Annotated in this window: 18 protein-coding genes and 1 pseudogene; 18 read left to right on the top strand and 1 reads right to left on the bottom strand. The window is 36.9% G+C overall.

The features are described from left to right. Positions 1-796: 796 nt before the first annotated feature. On the bottom strand, positions 797-1,591 hold the full coding sequence (locus ACFINA_RS04495; protein ID WP_375608045.1) for a molybdopterin-synthase adenylyltransferase MoeB: 795 nt from the start codon (positions 1,589-1,591) through the stop codon (positions 797-799). Positions 1,592-1,678: 87 nt separating this feature from the next. Between ACFINA_RS04495 and gshB the strand changes: the two genes are divergently transcribed. The 18 genes and pseudogenes from gshB to ACFINA_RS04405 all read left to right on the top strand — a co-directional run. Then, complete coding sequence (gene gshB / locus ACFINA_RS04490; RefSeq protein WP_375608046.1) at positions 1,679-2,626, top strand: glutathione synthase; 948 nt, start codon at positions 1,679-1,681, stop codon at positions 2,624-2,626. 133 nt (positions 2,627-2,759) lie between these two features. Beyond that, complete coding sequence (locus ACFINA_RS04485) at positions 2,760-3,806, top strand: substrate-binding domain-containing protein (RefSeq protein WP_375615149.1); 1,047 nt, start codon at positions 2,760-2,762, stop codon at positions 3,804-3,806. A 75-nt stretch (positions 3,807-3,881) separates the two neighbouring features. Next, positions 3,882-5,342, top strand: a complete 1,461-nt coding sequence (pstC, locus tag ACFINA_RS04480; protein ID WP_375606806.1) for a phosphate ABC transporter permease subunit PstC — start codon at positions 3,882-3,884, stop codon at positions 5,340-5,342. Then, a complete protein-coding gene (gene pstA / locus ACFINA_RS04475; protein WP_375615148.1) occupies positions 5,339-6,631 on the top strand; it encodes a phosphate ABC transporter permease PstA in 1,293 nt (430 codons plus the stop codon). Before pstC ends, pstA begins: the two co-directional genes overlap by 4 nt. A 51-nt stretch (positions 6,632-6,682) precedes the next feature. Beyond that, positions 6,683-7,441 carry a phosphate ABC transporter ATP-binding protein PstB gene (pstB, locus tag ACFINA_RS04470; RefSeq protein ID WP_139412809.1) on the top strand — a complete coding sequence of 253 codons (759 nt, stop codon included), beginning with the start codon at positions 6,683-6,685 and terminating at the stop codon, positions 7,439-7,441. 21 nt (positions 7,442-7,462) lie between these two features. Then, positions 7,463-8,185, top strand: a complete 723-nt coding sequence (phoU, locus tag ACFINA_RS04465; protein ID WP_375615147.1) for a phosphate signaling complex protein PhoU — start codon at positions 7,463-7,465, stop codon at positions 8,183-8,185. 551 nt (positions 8,186-8,736) lie between these two features. After that, positions 8,737-9,570, top strand: coding sequence for a cell wall hydrolase (locus ACFINA_RS04460; RefSeq protein ID WP_375615146.1), 834 nt, complete (start codon positions 8,737-8,739; stop codon positions 9,568-9,570). A gap of 179 nt (positions 9,571-9,749) precedes the next feature. Continuing rightward, complete coding sequence (locus ACFINA_RS04455; RefSeq protein ID WP_375615145.1) at positions 9,750-10,997, top strand: aminopeptidase; 1,248 nt, start codon at positions 9,750-9,752, stop codon at positions 10,995-10,997. 288 nt (positions 10,998-11,285) lie between these two features. Further along, on the top strand, positions 11,286-12,161 hold the full coding sequence (gene mutM, locus ACFINA_RS04450; protein ID WP_375615144.1) for a bifunctional DNA-formamidopyrimidine glycosylase/DNA-(apurinic or apyrimidinic site) lyase: 876 nt from the start codon (positions 11,286-11,288) through the stop codon (positions 12,159-12,161). An 85-nt stretch (positions 12,162-12,246) separates the two neighbouring features. Then, positions 12,247-13,641, top strand: a complete 1,395-nt coding sequence (locus ACFINA_RS04445) for a M20/M25/M40 family metallo-hydrolase (RefSeq protein ID WP_375608048.1) — start codon at positions 12,247-12,249, stop codon at positions 13,639-13,641. Beyond that, positions 13,634-14,254 (top strand): ribonuclease D, encoded by a 621-nt coding sequence (locus tag ACFINA_RS04440; RefSeq protein WP_375606813.1) that lies wholly within the window; start codon positions 13,634-13,636, stop codon positions 14,252-14,254. Before ACFINA_RS04445 ends, ACFINA_RS04440 begins: the two co-directional genes overlap by 8 nt. Before the next feature lie 1,185 nt (positions 14,255-15,439). Continuing rightward, complete coding sequence (locus ACFINA_RS04435) at positions 15,440-15,769, top strand: hypothetical protein (RefSeq protein WP_375606814.1); 330 nt, start codon at positions 15,440-15,442, stop codon at positions 15,767-15,769. Positions 15,770-17,244: 1,475 nt separating this feature from the next. Beyond that, positions 17,245-18,078, top strand: a complete 834-nt coding sequence (locus ACFINA_RS04430; RefSeq protein ID WP_375606825.1) for an outer membrane protein — start codon at positions 17,245-17,247, stop codon at positions 18,076-18,078. A gap of 339 nt (positions 18,079-18,417) precedes the next feature. After that, positions 18,418-19,263, top strand: coding sequence for a porin (locus ACFINA_RS04425; RefSeq protein ID WP_375615143.1), 846 nt, complete (start codon positions 18,418-18,420; stop codon positions 19,261-19,263). A 796-nt stretch (positions 19,264-20,059) separates the two neighbouring features. Then, positions 20,060-20,194 (top strand): hypothetical protein, encoded by a 135-nt coding sequence (locus tag ACFINA_RS04420; RefSeq protein WP_375614562.1) that lies wholly within the window; start codon positions 20,060-20,062, stop codon positions 20,192-20,194. Positions 20,195-20,319: 125 nt separating this feature from the next. Continuing rightward, a complete protein-coding gene (locus tag ACFINA_RS04415; RefSeq protein ID WP_375614561.1) occupies positions 20,320-20,445 on the top strand; it encodes a hypothetical protein in 126 nt (41 codons plus the stop codon). 183 nt (positions 20,446-20,628) lie between these two features. Next, positions 20,629-21,516, top strand: a complete 888-nt coding sequence (locus ACFINA_RS04410; protein ID WP_375610524.1) for an outer membrane protein — start codon at positions 20,629-20,631, stop codon at positions 21,514-21,516. A gap of 650 nt (positions 21,517-22,166) precedes the next feature. Further along, a pseudogene (locus ACFINA_RS04405) lies at positions 22,167-22,462 on the top strand (hemagglutinin repeat-containing protein); the annotation flags it as partial.

Genomic DNA, 22,462 nt, shown 5'->3' with positions numbered 1-22,462 from the left:
AACGCCCCTCACGCAAAACAGAACACATTTAACATTGCATATTTACTCGCTTATTTTAAAGAGATCTTTTATAAAAATGCACTTTTTACACTGTCGTCTGTGAATTGGTTTTCAAGATTTGTGTGCTTCACTTTTTCTACATATACTTGTCTGTGAAATTATTGCTGAAGGATTATCAATTCATGAGCCGCAGCTTTCTGCTTCTGAATGTAATAATTATGTAATTAAAGCTCTCCATGAGGTTTATCTTAATCCTTCTATACACATCAATTCCCATGTATTTTTCTTATGAACTGAGACAATTGATTGTTCTTATACGTGCAATAATCCTAAGCTGCATTTTATGATGCTTGATGAATAGACGTTTTCTCTTAAGGTTAGAAGTGTGTGGACAGATCATTGACCTTTTATAGTACCGATCACTAAAATATGACTTAGATTATTTATAGGTTATGGTTTGAAGTGAGCACTTTCATGTGAAACAATTTTTATGTGTGACTAGTAAAATAGTTGAATAGAGTTCCGTTGATTGTATTTTTATCTACGTTGAAAATTTTTTACACAAGAATACTGATGGGAGCTAAGTTTGCACGAGTCTCTGTCTATTTATAGACGATGACATGAAATTATGATGATAATCCATTATAGAGAATTATTTTTTCACAAAAGGTTTTCCATATTTGTGATAAATTTAATAGGTTTCATTGGTTACAATGTTTCGATGACTTACGATAAAATATTAGTATTTCAATACATATTGCGAGAGTGCTAAAAGTTAGTGGAAGAGAGAACATCATCAAGATTCTCCAAGCTTCTTAATAACTATGGCATTTTCTTTATAATTTGAGCGTTTATAAGTAATAATATTAAATTGTGCTAATAATCCATTATAGAGAAGAATCTTTCCTACTAATGGCTCTCCGATGTTTGTGATCATTTTAATAACTTCCATTGCTTGTAGGGTCCCAATAACACCGGGTAAAACACCGATAATTCCAGCTTCAGCGCATGTTGGAATAGTATCGGGAGCAGGAGGCGTGGGAAATAAATCGCGATAGTGAGGATTATTGTCTTTATATGGCATAAGGACGGTTAATGAGCCATTAAAACGTTCTACAGCACCACTTATTAAAGGTTTTTTACATTGGGCAGCGTGATCAGCAAGAAGATAGCGTGTCGTAAAATTATCACTTCCATCAACAATGATGTGGTAAGCATTGAGCAGTTTATCCACATTACTGTTATCTAAGCGTAGGGTGTGTTTTTCAACTACAACATGGGGATTTATTGCTTTTATAGTGGTTTCAGCACTGTCTGTTTTGCTTTTGTTCATTGCACTTGTTTTATGAATAACTTGGCGTTGTAAATTGGAAAGTGAAACAATGTCATTATCGATAATTCCAAGGGTTCCAACACCTGCGGCAGCCAAATAGGTTAAGACAGGAGCACCGAGACCACCAGCGCCCACAACAAGGACACGTGCTTTTTTTAGCTTTTGTTGCCCTGCACCACCAATCTCAGGCAAAATGATGTGGCGTGCATAGCGTTCGATTTCTTCGTTGCTTAATTTTGTATCTGTTTCTTGTGTCATAAATTTTCTCTTGTCATAGTTCTTTTATTGTTTACTAAGTTTATGATGCATAGACCAGTCTGCTTTTAGGATAGGGAGGATTTATTTATGAAAATTGCCATTCAGATGGATCATATTTCAACAGTTCGGATTCAAGGAGATACGACATTTGCACTCGCTTTAGCAGCACAAGAACGTGGACATTCTCTCTTCCATTATACACCAGATCGTTTATCTCTGTGCGATGGTTGTGTGATTGCACGACTAGAGCCATTGATTGTACATGATAAAGAGGGAAGCCACTATCAATTAGAAAAGCCTGTTCGCACAGAATTAACAGATATGGATGTGGTTCTTTTACGCCAAGATCCCCCTTTTGATCTCAATTATATCACCACGACTCATTTGTTAGAACGTATTCATCCTAAAACACTTGTTGTGAATGATCCGGCATGGGTACGCAACAGTCCAGAAAAAATTTTTGTTACTGAATTTTCCGATTTGATGCCAGAAACACTAATTACCAAAGATATTGAAGAAATAACAGCTTTTAGAAAGACATTTGGCGATATTATTGTTAAACCACTTTATGGGAATGGGGGCGCTGGTGTTTTTTATTTAAAACAAGATGATCGCAATTTAGCATCATTGTTGGAAATGTTTGCAGAAATTTATCACGAACCTTTTATTGTTCAGCGCTATTTAGAGGTAGTACGAAAAGGAGATAAAAGGATTATTTTGCTTGATGGTGCACCTGTTGGAGCTATTAATCGAATTCCGACAGAAACAGATGTGCGCTCTAATATGCATGTTGGAGGTCGCGCGGAAAATGTTGAGTTAACAAAACGTGATTATGAGATTTGTGAACGCATTGGTCCAGCCTTAAAGGAACGAGGTCTTCTTTTTGTGGGGATTGATGTGATTGGAGATTATATAACAGAAATCAATGTGACGTCTCCTACGGGAATTCGTGAAATTAAACGCTTCTGCGGTACAGATGTTGCTCATTTGTTTTGGGATGTTATTGAGTTCAAGCGTTCAAATGAATTTATTTGACAGAAGATAAAAACATGGTTTTAAAAAAGTGATCCATATTGTTTTTTATATTTGTTATGGTGCAAATGTGAACTACAATGACCGTATGATATGAATTAAGAGGCTTTGTCCTCAATTTTTAGGGAGTTTATAGATGAGCAGAGTATTATCAATTGGAGTGGGATTGATTTTTGCGCTACTGCTGTCAGCAAATGGAGGCAATGCACGCGATCAAATACAGATTACTGGTTCATCTACAGTTTTACCTTATCAAAAGATTGTTGCTGAGACATTTGGAGAAATTTATCCCCATTTTAAGGTTCCTGTTATCGAATCGGGTGGAACAGGAGCTGGTATTAAGGAGTTCTGCCGTGGTATTGGGGAGAACACTGTTGATATTGTTAATGCTTCGCGAGCAATGAAATCGAGTGAATTACAGTCTTGTTTTGATGCTGGTGTAAAAGATGTTGAGGAAATACGTATTGGGTATGATGGCATTGTTTTTGCAACAGATATTAAGGGGCCTGATTGGAAATTACAGCCAGTAGATGTTTATAAAGCCCTTGCTGCTCGAATTATTATAGACGGAAAATTGCAACCGAATAATTTTTTGAAATGGAGTACAGTTAATAGTGCTCTTCCTGATTGGACGATAGCAGCGTATATTCCTGGAGAGAAGCATGGGACACGTGAAGTTTTTGAGGAAAAATTACTTATTGAGGGGTGTAAAGAGAGTGGGGCAGTTGAGGTGATGAAGTCTTTAGGAATGGATGATAAGGAGATACACACTGCTTGTATTGCGGTACGTAAGGATGGAAAAGCGGTTGATATTGATGGTGATTATTCTGAAACATTTGCGCGTCTAACTTCTAATAAAACAGGGGTTGGTATTTTTGGTTTGTCTTTTTATCAAAATAATGCTGATAGGCTAAAGGTTGCTGATATTAACGGTTTTGCGCCAACAGTTGAGACGATTTCTAGTGGACAATATCCAGTTTCTCGTCCACTTTTTTTCTATATTAAGAAAGCACATTTAGGTATTGTTTCAGGTTTGCGAGAGTATGTTGATTTTTTTCTTTCTGATCAAATGATTGGTCCAGAGGGTCCTTTGGCTGAATATGGTTTGATTGTTTCTCCTGAAAAGGAACGTCAAGCACAGCGTTTTGATTTTTCTGCTGGTCGAGTAATGACATTGAAATAATTTGCAGGGAAAATTTGTTGGATTTCTGGGGTAGGAAATTTGGGTGCTATTTTTTTATAAAAACTGAAAGATAAAATGCGCATTTCCTTCATTATTTTGCTGTTATTAATTCTTGGATTTTGTGGCTTTTGTATTTCTTATATGCGTGCACGCTTTCTTGAATACAGACGACATAAAATGCATTCTCGTGCGTATTATTATGGCTGGTGGACATTTTTGATTACTGTTATTCCAGCTTTTATTTTTTTAATTTTTTGGGATTCTGGGAGTACAATTTATTTAGAATATAATGCCTCTCAAGAGCTTGAGGCATATAGTGCGCATATAACAGAGCCTGTAAATCATGATTTACTTTGGGAGACTCTTCGAAGTCTTGCCAAAATGCTTCATCACTTTGAAGGGGATCTTTCTACCGCTTCCTATAAGACAGTGCAGGCACAATTATTCGCGAAGGGATTTATTTTACCTGATGAAGTATCGGATGATGTGTACACAATGGCACAGTCATGGGTATTTTCTTCTGAAAAGCTTCAGTTCATTGGTTATGGTTTCCTTTTTGCTATTGCATTCTTTGGTTTTATCTGTGGAATAATGCAAATTGCTCCTCATCAGCGTGCGCGTAATAAGGTTGAATCTTTGATTATTATTGGACTGGTTTGTGCTTCTATCGTTGCTATCTTGACGACAATAGCCATTGCACTTTCTATGTTTTTTCAGACAATAAGCTTTTTTCAGTCTGTATCTTTTTCAAATTTCTTTTTAGGAACGGTTTGGGATCCGCGTTTTTCCGCGAGCGGTTCAAGCGGTGAAGTAGGACAATTTGGTTTAATACCACTTCTTGCTGGTACGCTTTATATTGCATTTGTTGCCATGCTTTTTGCTGTACCTATAGGATTATTTTCAGCTCTTTATATGGCCGAGTATGCTTCTTCGCGATTGCGAGCAATTGTGAAGCCATTGTTAGAAGTTCTTGCTGGCATTCCAACGATTGTTTATGGCTTTTTTGCTTTGAAGGTTGTAGGACCATTTTTACGAGATCTCTCTGCTTCTCTCTCAGACGGGGTTAGTTTTATTATGGCGCAAAGTGTTTTGACTGCTGGAGTTGTGATGGGAATTATGTTGATTCCTTTTGTTTCCTCTTTGTCGGATGATGTTATAACAGCTGTTCCACGCATTTTACGTGAAGGTTCTTATGGTTTAGGAGCAACACAATCTGAAACAATTAAGAAAGTCGTTATACCGGCAGCGCTTCCAGGGATTATGGGAGCAATTTTGTTGACAGCATCGCGTGCAATTGGTGAAACAATGATTGTGGTTTTGGCGGCGGGTGTTGCTGCAAACTTAACACTCAATCCTTTCGAAGCAATGACGACGATGACAGTTAAGATTGTTAATCAATTGACTGGTGATTTTGAGTTTAACTCTCCACAAACTTTGGTGGCTTTTGCATTAGGAATGACACTCTTTGTCATGACACTTTTGATGAATATTCTAGCTCTTTATATTGTGCGTAAATATCGGGAACAATATGAATGAATGAAAAAATTCTTTTTCCTCGTCGCAATATTAGCCTCAAACGTCGGTATTGGGCTGAACGTCGTTTTCGTGCTTATGGTTTGATTGCCATTTTTATTGGTTTGTTTTTTTTATTTGCGCTTTTATGGTCTATCATTAGTCAAGGTTATACAGCCTTTTTGCAGAGTCAAATGACATTATCGATTTATTTGGATGAAAAGATTATTGATCCAGGTGGTCAACATAAAACAAATCCACAGGTCCTCATAATGGCGAATTATCCAATTCTTGTACGCAATGCGTTAGCCAAGAAACTTGATATCGATCAAAATGATCGAGCCTCCCTGCGGGATGTTAGCCGTATGTTTTCAAGTGGTGTACGTGTTCAACTCCGTGAAATGGTGACAAAGAATCCAAGACTGATTGGCACAATGCAAAAAATCAAAGTTTTGGCAGCTGCGGATATCGATTCTGCTTATAAGGGGCAGATTGATCTGCATGTAGCAGAAAAAAACCGTAAAGTTTCTAATCGGCAAATAGAATGGATAAAGCGTTTAGCGCATGATGGTACGCTTTATAAAACATTTAATGTTGGTTTTTTTACACTTGGCGCTTCAAGTCGTCCTGAGACTGCTGGGTTAGGGGTTGCGATTATTGGTTCTCTTTATATGATAGGCATTGTTTTATTGGTTTCACTTCCGATAGGCATAGCAACGGCTCTTTATTTGGAAGAATATGCACGTAAAAATAAATTTACAGATTTTATCGAAGTTAATATCAATAATCTTGCAGCTGTTCCTTCGATTGTCTTTGGTCTTTTAGGACTCGCGGTTTTTATTAATTTTTTGGGATTACCACGTTCCGCTTCTTTTGTTGGGGGGCTTGTTTTAGCGCTCATGACTCTCCCCACGATTATTATTGCAACACGTTCTGCTTTGCGTGCTGTTCCTCTCTCTATTCGTGCAGCAGCTTTAGGGTTGGGGGCATCAAAAACACAAATGATTTTTCATCATGTTATTCCTTTAGCCGCGCCTGGTATTTTGACAGGTACAATTATTGGAGTAGCTCAGGCTTTGGGTGAAACTGCGCCTTTGCTTTTGATTGGAATGGTTGCTTTTGTTGTTAATATTCCTACGACTCCCATGGATCCAGCAACAGCGTTGCCTGTTCAAATTTTTATGTGGGCTGGTGAAGCAGAGCGCGCTTTTGTTGAAAAGACGTCAGGGGCTATTATTGTATTAATGATTTTTCTTGCGATCATGAATATTTCTGCGGTTTTTTTACGTCGACGATTTGAACGCCGCCCGTAATTTTAATAAAATAACAATTTCGATAAGATTTTTGTAAGGTGAGTTTTTGTAATGAAGATTAAAATGCGTGGTCAGGATGTGAAGGTTTCTTATGGAGACAAAGAAGCACTCCATGGTATTACACTTGATATTCCTGAACATCAAGTGACTGCTTTGATTGGTCCATCAGGATGCGGGAAGTCAACTTTTTTGCGTTGTTTTAACCGTATGAATGATACGATTGAAGGTGCTAAAATAACGGGTCTTATTACCTTAGATGGGGAGAATATTTATGATCAGAGGATTGATGTTGTAGAATTGCGTGCTCGTGTTGGAATGGTTTTTCAAAAGCCTAGTCCTTTTCCAAAATCTATATTTGAGAATGTTGCGTATGGTCCACGCATTCACGGTTTGGTTAAAACACGCTCTGAATTGCATGATGTGGTTGAAAAGAGTTTGAGGCAGGCAGGTTTGTTTGAAGAAGTAAAAGACCGTCTTCATGATCTTGGAACAAGTTTATCAGGGGGACAACAACAGCGTTTGTGTATTGCACGTGCTATTGCGGTTAGTCCTGAAGTTATTTTGATGGATGAGCCTTGTTCAGCTCTTGATCCCATTGCGACAGCACGGATTGAAGAGCTTATCGATGCGTTACGGCAAAATTATACAATTGTTATTGTAACACATTCCATGCAACAGGCCGCACGTGTTTCTCAATATACGGCTATGTTTCATTTAGGGCATTTGGTAGAAGTTGGTGCAACTGAAATGATCTTTACTTCACCAAAAGAGCAACGGACGCAAGATTATATTACGGGGCGTTTTGGATAGGTGAATTGAGGAGTGTAAGATATGTCTATGAAACATACTGTCCGTTCTTATGATGCAGAACTAAAATATTTAAGAGTAAGGATTACAGAAATGGGGAGCCATGCAGAAAGGATGATTGAACGTTCTGTCGCATCGGTTGTGTGTAGTGATCTTCAACTTGCAACGACAGTGATTGCCGATGATGTGTTTTTAGATGAAGCAGAACGTGACATTGATGAAAAAGCGGTTGCTATTATATGCAAACGCCAGCCGATGGCTGTCGATTTGCGTGAAATTATTGGAGCCATTCGTATTTCTTCTGATCTTGAGCGGATTGGGGATATGGCCAAAAACATTGCTAAGAGGACTGTTGCACTTTCAGAAATACGTCAATCTGCGTCCTTTTATCATGGACTTGAAACAATTACAGCTTTAGCGCTCAATCAATTAAAAGAAGTGTTAAATGCTTATACGAGTCGCTTATTAGAGCGTATTGACGCTGTGCGGGAGCGTGATGAGAAGATTGATGCTTTGTATACTTCTCTTTTTCGTGAACTTTTGACGTATATGATGGAAGATATGCGCAATATTACGGTTTGTACGCACTTACTGTTTTGTTTAAAAAACATTGAACGAATTGGTGATCATGTTACCAATATTGCTGAAATGTTGCATTATATCATAACGGGTTATCATATGTCTTCTGATCGTCCTCGCGATGATCTTACTTATAAAGTTGGGGTAGGTGATAAGAAAATAGATTAAAATTTTTCTTATATGTATAAAATAAGTTTGTAGATATATGAGTATTTTCTTAGAGTGCAGCTATAGAAAGAATAAGATAACCATCTTATGGAAAAGCACAAAGAAGTAACAAAGAGTTTTTTCAGAGAAGCATGGCAGATTTCTAACTCTTGATTTGACATATTTGTATATTGAATGATACCATCATTCACACTGTGGCTGGAGGGGAGTTTTCTAGGGGAATTTCCTTTCAGATCATTTTGTTAAAATTTTATATTCAAAGGGGATATCTGTATTATTTTTTTCGTATGTAGAAGAAGTGGATAGTGTTATTTTATTGTAATTGAAACGTCTGGGTTATTATGGCCTATATTGAATCGTGAAGAATAACAATATCGATCTGTAAATTAAGAGTTTTTTATTTTTTATTTTGCATAGATACTTTTTGATTACCTCTTGTATTAAAGTTTTACTGAGTGGTAACAATTAGCTATGTACTTTATTGAGAGATACATTTAAAGCTCATTTCAAAATTTGAATAGCTTAGAGATTATAGGAATGTGTTGCATAAGATGAAAAAAAATCGTTGGAATGTTTTTGTTACCTGTTGTGTAGCGCCGTTAGTTATTGTGGGATGTGCTTCAAATCATTTAGATACTGGAAAAATAAATAATAAGACAAAAACGGTTACGTATCCATTGACAGAGCGTCAATGCCTTATGCGAGCGATGTATTTTGAATCAAATCGCACAAGCCGTGAAGGAATGATTGCCGTTGGGACGGTTGTTATGAATCGTGTTAATTCAACTGCCTATCCTAAGACGATTTGTGGTGTTGTTGGTCAATATAAGCAGTTTGCTCCTGGTGTTTTAACACGTCCTATGACGGAGAAAGCATCTGTTGCTCGTGTAAGAGAAGCGGCTGATGCCGTTTTACGGGGTGAACGAGATAATAAAGTTAAACACGCTAAGTTTTTTCATACCGCTGGTTTGTCTTTTCCGTATAAAAACATGCACTATGTTCATGTTGCAGGGGGAAATGCTTTTTATGAAAAACGATCGCGTGATGGGTCACTTCAAATTCCTACAAATAATCGCCCTTATGATGTTGCTTATGCGTTTGCCCAAGAACGTTCTGGTAATACGCCAAGCTTTGTGGATGAAAGTTTAGAAAGTAGAGGAATAAGAACAGAAAAGAGTATATCTTCTTCTACACAGGTAGCACAGTCCAAGACGGACCATCCTACGTCTTTTGCGATGGTACAGCTTGATAAAGTTCCCATTCCCGCCTATGCGCCTCAACACCCAGCTAGGAAAGAAGAAAATAAACCGATTATGGCGTTACCTTCATCAGATCAGTTAAATGCAATTGTTGCAATGTTAGAAAAACGGTACACAAACCGATAATTTTTGCACGACCAAGGAAGTGTTTTTACAATCCATTGCAGTTTATGAATTAAGTGAACTCTTTAGCGATCATGATATCCATAATTATACGTGGAGAAAGTAAATTCAAAAGATATTGAATAACAATTTATAATATGACGACATAAAGAACGCATTCTATTTAAAAAAGGGTATTGGTAATGTACTTTGATATTCATGAGACAATTTCGCCTGAAATGCTTAATCGTCTTGCAGAAATTACAGTGAAAGTGGGGTTGAATTTACAAGAGGGGCAGGATCTTGTTTTAACTGCTCCAGTTTCAGCCCTCCCTTTTGTTCGGCGTATCGCATATCATGCTTATAAGATTGGTGCTGGTGTCATTACACCAATTTTTAGTGATGATATGTTATCACTTACACGTTTTGAAAATGCTCATACGGCTAGTTTTGATTGTGCTCCTTCTTGGCTCTATGAGGGAATGGCAAAGGCTTTTGAAAATGGGGCAGCGCGTTTAGCGATTGTTGGGGATAATCCTTTGCTTTTGTCCAATCAAGATTTTGACAAGGTTGCGCGTTTGAATAAGGCGACTTCGTTAGCTTACCAGCCTGCTCTTAAAAAAATATCTAATTTTGCTATGAATTGGTCGATTGTTGCATATCCAACAGCAGGATGGGCTGAGGCGATGTTTCCTTCTTTACCACTTAATGAGGCGATTAAAAAATTAGCTGATGCAATTTTTTCTGCTTCACGTGTTACAGAAGAAGATCCAGTGCATGCATGGAGTGTCCATAATGCAGCTTTGAAACAACGGTCATCTTGGCTTAATGAGCAGCGTTTCTCTGCTTTGCATTTTACAGGACCAGGTACCGATTTAACAGTTGGTTTGGCAGATGATCATGAATGGCATGGTGGTGCATCTGCAGCTCAAAATGGTGTTGTTTGCAATCCGAATATTCCGACAGAAGAAGTTTTCACGACTCCTCATGCTCATAAGGTTGAAGGTTTCGTTCGCTCAACAAAGCCTCTTTCTTATCAAGGAGCACTGATTGATAATATTGAGATGCGTTTTGAAGCAGGGCGTATTGTTGAGGCTCGTGCATCAACAGGTCAGGAAGTTTTGCAACAGGTTTTGCAAAGTGATGAAGGGGCTAGTCGCTTAGGTGAAGTTGCTCTTGTGCCCCATTCTTCACCAATTTCTAAGAGTGACTTCCTTTTTTATAATACCTTATTTGATGAAAATGCTGCATGTCATATTGCTTTAGGGCAGTGTTATTCCAAATGCTTTTTAGATGGGGCATCATTGACGTCAGAAGAGATTGCAGCACGTGGTGGAAATAAAAGTGTCATTCATATTGACTGGATGATTGGTTCTGGTGAAATTGACATAGATGGCATTACCCAAGATGGTGTAAGAGTTCCTGTATTTCGTAAGGGTGAATGGACTTAATTCTGTTATGCTGTAAAACTTCGTCATTTAAGGTGGGGTGGTATGCAAGTCTCATTGATACGCTAAGTATTTTAGAGTGTGTGGTATATATTCAAGGCAGGGTTTGGCCATAAAGCCTTTAGTTAAATGACTCACATGAGTAGAAAGCCAAGAGAAAGCCACTCAACAAGAAACTTGATTGTTTACAGACCAGATGTTGTGGGAGTCTTCGTTCTTTGAGGAGGGGGGGGGAAGAAGCCAATTTATCAGTCATACGATTGGAAAGTGTATAATTATTAAAGAAGAGTAATGCCTGAGCTTCCTGAAGTAGAGACAGTTCGTCGTGGACTTGAGTCTGTTGTAACTGATGCAAAGATAGTATCTGTCAAACTTAATCGTAGAGATTTGCGTTTTCCTTTTCCTGAGGTGTTTTCTGAGCGCCTTATCGGCAGAAAAATTATAGAACTTGGTCGACGTGCGAAATATTTATTATTTCATCTTTCTCATAATGAAACGATTTTAAGCCATTTAGGAATGTCTGGTTCATGGCGTATAGAGAATGACATTTTGAGAAAAGCTTTTTCAACGAGAAATAAATTGGTTAAGCATGACCATTTTATCATGGATATTCAGACAAGGGATGGTGAATTTTATCATCTTATTTATAATGATGTGCGTCGCTTTGGGTTTATGCTTTTAGTCGATACGGACAAGCTTTATGAACATCCGCTTTTAAATAAGCTAGGGCTTGAACCTATGAGTAATTCGTTTTCTGGTCGTTATTTACAAAAGGCTTTTGTTAATAAAAAAATGTCTCTCAAGGGCGTTTTACTTGATCAGTCTATTGTTTCGGGTCTTGGGAATATTTATGTTTGCGAAGCACTTTGGCGGAGTCGTTTATCTCCACAACGTAGTGCATTTACATTGGCATCAAAAACGACACGTGCACGTGAATTTGCAGATTCTTTAGCACAAAATATACGCAATGTGATTTCTGAAGCCATTTTGTCCGGTGGCTCTTCTTTACGTGATTATATGCATATAGATGGTTCACTTGGTTATTTTCAACACGCTTTTTCAGTTTATGGACGAGAAGGCAAGGAATGTTTGGAATGTGGAACGCCTATTATACGTATTTTACAGGCTGGGCGTTCAAGTTTTTACTGCTCACAGTGTCAAAAATGAATAAGGTGTCTTGCAAAATCCTACAAGAGGCTTAAAGTCAGGTTCTTACAATTATACGAATATACGAGGCTTGAGAGGTTTTTTTATGTTGAATAAAGTATTAACACATCTTGATGAGAATATAGGAAAGAGCCTTGAACGCCTTTTTTCTCTTTTACGTTTCCAATCGATTTCTACAGACTTGGCTTATAAGGATGAATGTCGTAAAGCAGCTGATTGGTTGGTAGAAGATTTAAAAACAATAGGTTTTGAGGCTTCACGGCGTGATACACCAGGTCATCCAATGGTTGTTGGACATCATCCAGGGCCTTCAGATGATTGTCTGCATGTGTTATTTTATGGACATTATGATGTTCAACCTGTTGATCCATTAAATTTATGGGAAGATGATCCATTTAATCCTTCATTAAAGGAAAAAGATGGAGAAAAAGTTATTTGTGCTCGTGGCGCTTCTGATGACAAAGGTCAGCTCATGACCTTTGTTGAGGCATGTCGTGCATTTAAGAAAGAAACGGGGCAACTTCCCATTAAGGTTACTGTTTTATTTGAGGGAGAAGAAGAAAGTGGTTCTCCTTCTCTTGTTCCTTTTTTAAAAGAAAATAGGGATGAACTTAAGGCTGATTGTGCATTGGTTTGTGATACAGCAATGTGGGATGCCGATACACCATCTGTTTGTATTGCTCTTCGGGGTATTTTAGGAGAAGAGGTTACGATTACAGCAGCCGATCGTGATTTGCACTCTGGTGCTTATGGAGGGGTAGCTGCTAACCCTATTCATATTTTAACAAAAATCTTAGCAGGACTTCATGATGACAATGGTCGTGTAACGCTTCCAGGTTTTTATGATGGAGTTGAAGAAACACCTTCACAGATTTTGCAATCATGGAATGCCCTGAATTGTACTGCTGAAAATTTTCTTGGTCCTATAGGACTTTCCATTCCTGCTGGTGAAAAAGGACGGAGCATTTTAGAACTTGTATGGGCGCGTCCTACAGCAGAAGTTAACGGGATTAGTGGTGGTTATGAAGGAGAAGGAATAAAAACAGTTATTGCTTCTCAAGCGAATGCGAAAGTATCTTTTCGTTTAGTGCATAAGCAAGATCCAGAGAAAATACGCCAAGCTTTCCGTCATTATGTGTGCGGTCTTATTCCTGCTGATTGTACTGTTGAATTTAAGGGGCATGGTGGTTCTTCTGCAATTCAAATTCCTTATGATTCACCTTTTATCAAGGCCGCAAAAGAAGCTTTGTCGCAAGAATGGAGCAATCCTGCTATACTCGACGCTATGGGGGGATCAATTCCGGTTGTGGGAGATTTTCAGTCAATTCTTGATATGGAATCTGTTCTGGTTGGATTTGCATTATATAATGATCGTATTCATTCTCCCAATGAAAAGTATAATTTAAAATCGTTTCATAAGGGGCAGCGGTCTTGGGCGCGTATTCTTGCAGCTTTAGCAAATAGGAGGGTAAATGGCTGAGATTCGTGTTCATCAAGGTGATTTACCAAACTTAGACAATTATAAAACTGATGCTATTGCGATTGATACCGAAACTTTAGGCTTACAACCGCATCGTGATCGTTTATGTGTTGTGCAGCTTTCTTCCGGAGATGGTACTGCTGATATTATACAAATTGCTAAAGGACAAAAGAGTGCACCTAATTTGGTCAAGCTTCTTGAAGATAACGCGGTTACCAAAATATTTCATTTTGGGCGTTTTGATCTTGCTATTTTAGCGCATACATTTGGTGTTATGCCAGAAGCTGTTTTTTGTACAAAAATTGCTTCTAGACTCACGCGTACTTATACGGATCGTCATGGCTTAAAAGAAGTTTGTAATGAATTGCTGAATGTGAATATTTCTAAACAGCAACAATCTTCCGATTGGGCAGCAGAAACGTTATCGCAGGCACAAATTGAATATGCTGCGTCGGATGTGTTATATTTGCATCGTTTAAAGGTTATATTTGAAGAACGTTTAAGACGTGAAGAGCGAGAAAATGTTGCCAAGGCATGCTTTCAATTTTTGCCTATGAGAGCTAGGCTTGATCTTTTAGGATGGGCGGAAGTTGATATTTTTGCGCATAGCTAACTTTAAAATTGGCTTTTAAATGGAGTTAATTATTGATGTGAGAGGGAAAAATGCTTGTACATTATGGGCATTTTATCCTCTCATCTTTACCATCATTTTTAATTCTGCTTTACGACTTTCAAAAGTATTTAAAGCAATGTCTGTTAAATAATAGAGATTACGCATTGCCTCATGCTTTTGTTTCTCATGTTTTTAATGGATTTACGTTTTTCGTGTGAAACAGAACGCCCTAAACGGAATATGTTTGTGTTGCTAATTCATGTGCTTTTTTAAAGAAACCGGCACCAAAGTCCATTTTACAGGGGCGCTTATGAATGGTATAACGATAAAGCCTCCAATACCAATATAAAATCTATTGAACACTACCATCTTACGCTTATAGAGTTGACAAGCTGCTACTATCACACATTTTGCCAACACCCAATTTTGCGATAACCCTTGGCACTAGAGACGATTCATAAAAGGCATTTTTAGTCCTTTATTGTACAGCTTCACTCCACATAGGCTTCCCCACTTGTAATGTACAAACAAATGGTTTTGGTTGATTCAACATGAGGAAGATTTGGAATGAAAGGGTTTTTATGGTATTCGGAGTTCTAATTTAATCTGGATAACGATATATTATCATTATAAATAAATATGTTATATGATTAATATATAAAGACAACCATGATTATACTGAACAATGCAAAGAACGACACCTAGAAACAAATTAGCAAGGAATATGCTTTTACCAAATTAAAATGTTATAATAACTTTTGCGTTTAAATGGCCTCATAAGATAAAACTTCTTTTTTCAAGAGTCTTATCCATATATCAACCTCATTTATGACATGTAAGCGAATAATTTTGCTTAATGTATCATGAGCGAATTTAAAATAAGATAATCTTATGATACTGAGAGCGCTCATTCGATAGGGGGGGATTATAAATCAATATGTTGATATGACATTTGTGTATTTTATTCTCCCTAGACGATATTTTGTGCTTTTATGCATTGCCAAACAAGTGATTTCTATGTTTGTAAAGTGGGGCAATTTGCATTTATTTTAAAATTAAAATGTTTCAAAGCTTTGTTTTTTGAGGATTCTCACTTTTTATCTATAAACATGCTATTTTTTCTGGAAATTTGCAATGAAGACACTAGGTAAAATCCATTATGGATATTTCTACGAGGTTAAATTTATGAACATAAAATATTTTATGACAACTTTTGCTACGTTTGCTTCAATCTCTGTAGCTCAGGGTGCTTCTTTCTTGTTTTCTCAAAAGTTAATACAGGACATATCTACGATTGTTCTTCCTAGAGATCTTTTTTCTAGTGAACAATTGAGCAAGATCTTCTCTGAAGTTGTTCAAATGGAACTTTCTTGCACGAATAACAACCAATGCATAACAACAGCTAAGTTAGTCCCTGTGTTACATTCTGGTAAAAAAAGAGGTCATTATCCTAAAAAAGGATTAGGGAAAGGAAGACGACCAGACTTATTTAGACGAAGTCCAATGAGTTATTAAAAAGTAAAAAAAACAGCATCAAGAGGTCTAACGTATGATCGGGAATTGAAGAGAGGAGATATTTTTTATCATTTGAAAAGTGGAGGAGCAGTTGTTCGCAAAGGGTATTATAATTGTGTACGGAGGGGGGAAGAGTACTATTTGAAAAAGATATGGGGAAGTGGATTTCGGTGCAAGAATACTCTATATAATGGCAATCGCTCGTTACAAAATTCATGGATTTGGATAAATATAGCCTCCGGATTTTGGGTTGCGCTATTATGCTGTAAATACTGTCATTTTAAGCGTGACTATACAGTGCATATCAAACTCCTTGATAAGAGTGTTTTTAGAATAGGGCTTGTCCAGAGGGAGCATTTAGTTAAGTGAATCACATGGGGAAGGAGCTAAGAAAAATTCTTTCGACAAGAAACTAAGCTGTTTGCAGAGAGGATTTGAGAGGATACTTCATCAAAATCAAGTGAAAAAACAAAAATGTTAAACTTTTGATCTTTGATGGTATGCTTCGACTACAGATATGAAATATTCATTTGTCTATGATTCAAAATATCAGATATTTTTTCTGCCAAATTCATGATTTTTAAAGCAAGGTGTGGTTTGAAAACTTTAAGAAAGATTTCTCATTTTTTCAGCTCTAAGGATATTTCTATATAAGTTTTAATGTTTATCATACCGGTTGTCTGTCTTTAGGCATTTTTTTCAATTTAGTCTTGTAAAGAAGTATGAAATGATAGCCTACAAATAATGCTGAAGCTCTGGAAAAGATTTTCTAGAAAGTTAAGCAGAAGCGTAAGTATTTCAAAAAATAATAAATGCCTAATTAAAACAAAGAGCATGTGTGATGAAATTGCATGTAATTTTGTTGCAGTCCATAGGGTAGTGGAGATCTTGTTTTGTGCGATACAAGCATTCTTTACAATGATGAAAAAACAATCAAAGAGCTATTCACATTTTGTTATGCGAACGATGAAGCTAAAAACGTTGTTTGTATGAATTTAAATAGAACGGTTGCATTTGGCTGTTCTCAATATTTTAACAGTTCTCGCTATTTTTGATATTGAGAGTATTCATAGGTGGCATTTTAGCCTTTAATAGTTTTATTTATCCACACACATTTGCTCTTTTGTGATGTGCAGGGGAATGGTTTTCGTTATTTTAATATAAATGAGAGCATCTTCAATAGTGCAGGTGAGCTATAAAAGACAATCTTTCATAGCCATAGTACATGCTTTACACGGAGGGTTCTGTGACGCAGTTTTTTGCAAAATTTATAAAGGAGAGCAAATGTGACAAGAGAAAATCATTTATGCAGTGGCATAGTTTAATTCTTATTTATTACAGATCAAGCAATTAAGGGTGCTTTGATTGGCTTTTTGTTTTTTTTATAAGTGTATCATTTTTGCTACAGATATCTGAAGATGGAGCTCTATATGAAATGGTGTGTTCAAATAAATATTCAGCTATGGAGAGAAAATATGAATATGAAATGGTTAATAACAGCTTCTGCTTTCGCTTTTGTTTCAGCTTCAGCAGCACAAGCAGCAGATGTTATTGTTCCCCCAAGTCCAACACCTGTTGCTCCCGTTATTGTTGCTCCAACTTTTTCTTGGACAGGTTTTTATGTTGGGGGCCAGATTGGTGGTTTTTCGGGTAAAACGAAAATGGATATTCTCAGTAACGGAAAAAAGATTCCAGTGCCTGATGACCTTTTGCCTAAACTCTCTGGTTTCATGGGTGGTCTTTACGCAGGTTCCAACGTTGATCTTGGTAATGGCCTTATTCTAGGTGTTGATACAGATATCATGTGGTCTAATAAAGATGACACGAAGACAGGAAAAACATATGTCATTGCCCCAGAACACATCAATTATATTAACAAGGTATTAAAAGACGCTGCAATTAATATTGGTAAAGATGCGCTTAAACCTGGCGCTAAACGAACCCACAGTTTCACTTTTAAAGAAAAGTGGGCTGGTGCAACGCGCGTGCGTATTGGTTTTGCAGCTGAACGCATTATGCCTTATGTTGCTGGTGGTATCGCTTATACACAGCTTCAAGATAGTGCGTTGATTTCAATAACAGATAAAGATTCAGACAAAGTAATCGCTTCTGGTACTCTGTCTGATGAAACAAAGACCCTTGTTGGTTACACCCTTGGTGCTGGTGTTGATTTAGCAATGACCAATAATATTATTGTACGTGCGGAATATCGTTACTCAGATTTTGGTAAAAAGAAATTCTCAAATGATAAATATGAGACTTCTTACAAAACCAATGATTTCCGTGTAGGTGTTGCTTACAAATTTTAACAGATGGTAAGTTAAATAACGAAGAGGCTCCGTCTTTGACAGAGCCTCTGTTATTTTCTGTTGCTATATTATCACACAACACATAATTTATTGTGGATATGAAAAGATATTCTTCAGGTTTTTTAAAAAATATTATTCATAAGCAATAAACAATAATTATATTTAAAATCAATAAGTTATTACATTATACAGCTTACGGTTTCTCGTACAAAATCAAGCTATGAAGCATTTTTTTCTGGGATAAGCCCTCCATTTTCTGTAACTGTATCATTTTTACTACAGCTTTTCTTTCTGTAATCTTGTAGCACTGTGCTCATAAATAAATTAGGAGCAAAGTTTATGAATATAAAATCTTTAGTAACAACTTCTGTTATCGCCATGGCAGCGGCTTCTGCAGCACAAGCTGCTGATGTTATCATTCCTCGTGAAACAGCCCCAGCAGTCATCGCAGCCCCTTCATTTTCTTGGACAGGCTTTTATATCGGTGGTCAGATTGGTGGTTTTTCAAGTAAAGTTGAATTAAAAGATAAAGATAAAGATACTTCAGTTTTTAAAGACTTGTCACCTAAACTTTCAGGTTTTATTGGCGGTTTTTATGCAGGATCTAACTTTGATCTTGGAAATGGCATTATATTAGGTGTTGAAACAGATATGATTTGGTCTGGCAAAAAGGATGTGCGAGTAGTTTCTAAAACTGAAACTCCTCCAGCTAGTGGAACTGAAACTCCTCCAGCTAGTGGAACTGAAACTCCTTCAGCTAGTGGAACTGAAATTGTAAAGAGTTTAAGTGTTAGAAATACAGCTGCGCAAGGAATTGTGGATGTATCAGAAGGTGTTGGTTTTAAACAGAAATGGGCTGGTGCTACGCGAGTACGTATTGGTTTTGCTGCTGCTGACCGCATTATGCCTTATGTTGCTGGAGGTGTTGCCTATACACAGCTAGAGGCTGCTTATGGAGAAGTGAAGGTAGGTAATAAAACTTTTGTTTCAGGTTCATCTGATGAAACAGCAACAATGGTTGGTTTCACTATTGGTGGTGGTCTTGATTTTGCAGTGACTGATAATGTCCTGTTGCGTGCAGAATACCGTTACGCGGACTATGGTAAAAAGAAATTTTTTGCAAAAGAAAAAGAATATAATTTCAGAACCAATGACTTCCGTGTAGGTGTTGCATACAAATTCTAATTTCGTCAAAAACGAAATGATGAAGACAAAATAAATTGTTATGAGGCTCTGTCGAAGACGGAGCCTCTGTTATTTTTCTATTGCTATATTATCACATACCCTATATTTGTTAGGGATTTAAAAGATATTATTCGGATTTTCTTAAAAAGATTGTCATAAACGAGAGACAATAACCACGATGTAAAATCAATATCTTATGCACATTTATAACTTACAATTTCTTGTACGAAGTGAAGTTATGAAATGATTTTATCTTTGGTTCGTCTTTCATTTCCTATGGTTGTATCATGTTGACTACAGCGTTTTTCTGTAGTCATATAATACTTTGTTCCTAAATAAATTAGGAGAAAAGTTTACGAATATAAAATCTTTAATCATAATTTCTGTTATCACTATAATTATAGCTTTGCGATACAAGCTGCTAATTCTATCATCCTTGGTGAAGCAGCTCCAACAGGTATTGCTGCTCCTACTTTTTTTGAACAGGTTTTTATATCGGGGATCAAGTTGGCAACTTTTCAAGTCAAGTTGATCTATTTTATTTAGAGATAAAAGAGAAAACTCCATACAAATATGGATTGCCTAAACTTTCAGGTTTGATTGGCGGTTTTTATACAGGATCTAACTTTGATCTTGGAAATGTCTTCATCTTAGGTGTTGTAACAGATGCAGTCTGGGCATGACCGTGGAAACACAAAAACGTACTTAGAGGATCTTGAGGCGTATGAGATATAAAAACTTAGCCAAAATCTTATAAATGCTAGCGTTACTTTGGCTGATGCAGAAAAGCTTCACGATGATGATACAATGGTTTATAATTTTTACTGAAGAAGAAAAATGGTCTAGTTTAACATGGGCCCGTATTAGTTTTGTAGTTGCTAATCGTATAATACCTTATTTTGCTGATGGTATTGCTTATACGCAAATGTAGGGCATTTCCGCAATTGAAGTGAAAAAAGAGGCTGGCTGATAATACTGGTCAAGTGATCGCTTCTGCTAATTTGCATGATGAAGACAAAGATACTGGTTAGTTTCACTTTAGGTGTTGACTTTGCAATGACAGACAATGTTCTGTTGCGTGCAGAGCACCATTACTCAGACTTGCGTAAGAAGCAATTTGCAAAGGATAAACTAGGCTATACAACCAATGACTTTCGTGCAGGTGTCGCTTACAAGTTCTAATTTCATCAAAAGTGCAATTATGAATACAAAGTATTAATAAAAAATTAAATTTCCAAAAGATATTGACTTTTACAAAAGCGCTGTTTTCTGGGATTTTTATTTGTATGATTGTGACATTTTTACTACAGCTTTTCTATTTATAATCTTGTAAGGTCGTTTTATAGTTAATTTAGGAGCAAAATTATGAATACAAAATCTTTAATAGCAACTTCTATTGCTGCTTTAATTTCAGCTTCTGCAGCACAAGCTGCTGATGTTATCATCCCTCGTGAAACAACCCCAGCAGTTATCGCAGCAGCCCCTTCGTTTTCTTGGACAGGCTTTTATCTTGGTGGTCAAGTTGGTAACTTTTCGAGTAAAACTAAAGTAACTATTCCAGGAGAAGATAAAGAACTTGTCAAAAAAGATAACACACCTAGTCCTTCAGGTTTCATGGGTGGGATTTATGCCGGATCTAACGTAGATCTTGGAAATGGTCTCATTCTCGGTGTTGAAACCGATGCAGTTTGGGCAGACCGTGAAGAATCAAAAACAGCCCGTGAATTGACTCTTACTAAAGAAGATGTGGCATTTTTTAATAATGCCCTTGAAAAAGCTAAGGTTGAATTAAAAGATCAGCAACGGTTTGAAATAGGTGACAAGGTAACGGAAAAGCACAGTTATAAAGAAAAATGGTCTGGTGCTACACGCGTTCGTATCGGTTTTGCTGCTGTTGACCGTATTATGCCTTATGTTGCTGGTGGTATTGCCTATGCGCAGGTACAGGGCATTCAGTCAGTTGCAGGAAAAGGAGAGAGAGCTAAAGTTGAGCAGAATGCTGGCGGGGATAAAAATGTTAATGCAGAGAATAAGCAAAGCGTAGATTTGACGGGTGGTGCTTGGGCTGATGAAACGAAGACAATGGTTGGTTTTACTATTGGTGGTGGAGTTGATTTTGCAATGACAGACAACGTTCTTTTACGTGCAGAATACCGTTACTCCGATTTTGGTAAAAAGAAATTCGCCAACGATACACGTGAATTCAATTACAAAACCAATGATTTCCGTGTAGGCGTCGCTTACAAATTCTAATTTCCTAAAAATAAAATTATAAGCACAAAAAAATACGAAGGCCTCGTTTAACGGGGCTTTTATTTTATTAGCCCTCTATTTTAATCTCTCTTAATCTTCTATTTTTTATTTGTATCATTTTGTGCTATAAGACTGTAAAGAAGAAAGTTTTATATTATAGAGGGCGAATTGGTGGTATATATGGATTTTATAGCTACTGATTACATAAAATTTTATATCACGGCTATCATTTTACGCCTAAGTGGAAAGTATTTAATTAATCTCAGAAATAGGAAAAGATCATAACCAGTGACGAACTTTAGTCTACTTTTATATACCAGATTAGAACGAGCGTACTACATCTGTTGGAGTAAGTTCTGAAACGGGAATACAGCCTCATTGGGGAAGAATATAAAGTTACAAAGAGAAAAACTAGTTTCCAACTTTATCATCTTCTTTTAATTTAGCTTTACGATTTTCAAAAGCATTTAGAGTAATGTCTTTTAAATAATGAAAATGAAGATGACGCATTATCTTACGTTTTTGTTTATTGCATTCTTTTTATGGGATTATACTCCTCATGCAAAACAGAACGCCCCAACGGAATACATTTGTTGTTGTGTATTCACACATTTGTTTTAAAGAAATATTTTTCAAAGTATATCAATCCCACTTATGTATCTGGAAAAGATTTGAATATCTTAGGCTCTGATGTTCAAACAACGGATAAACTTCTCTTGCAAGCTGAGAAGAATGTTTCGATTGATGCCACACGCAACAGTATGGACAATCAGAATGGGAGTGAAACATCTCATGTTGCCTTGCACAATGGCTCTCATTTAAGTTCTGGAAAAGAGACCACTGTTCTCTCTGGAAAAGATATCCATATTGCTGCTTCCGATATAGATGCCAAGGGTAATGTTGCTCTTGGCGCGAAAGGGGAGGTAACAATAGGGGTAAGAAACGA

This window comes from Bartonella sp. AC10YNML (assembly GCF_042196825.1).
GTDB lineage: Bacteria > Pseudomonadota > Alphaproteobacteria > Rhizobiales > Rhizobiaceae > Bartonella.
This window is presented reverse-complemented; position numbering and strand designations above follow the sequence as displayed.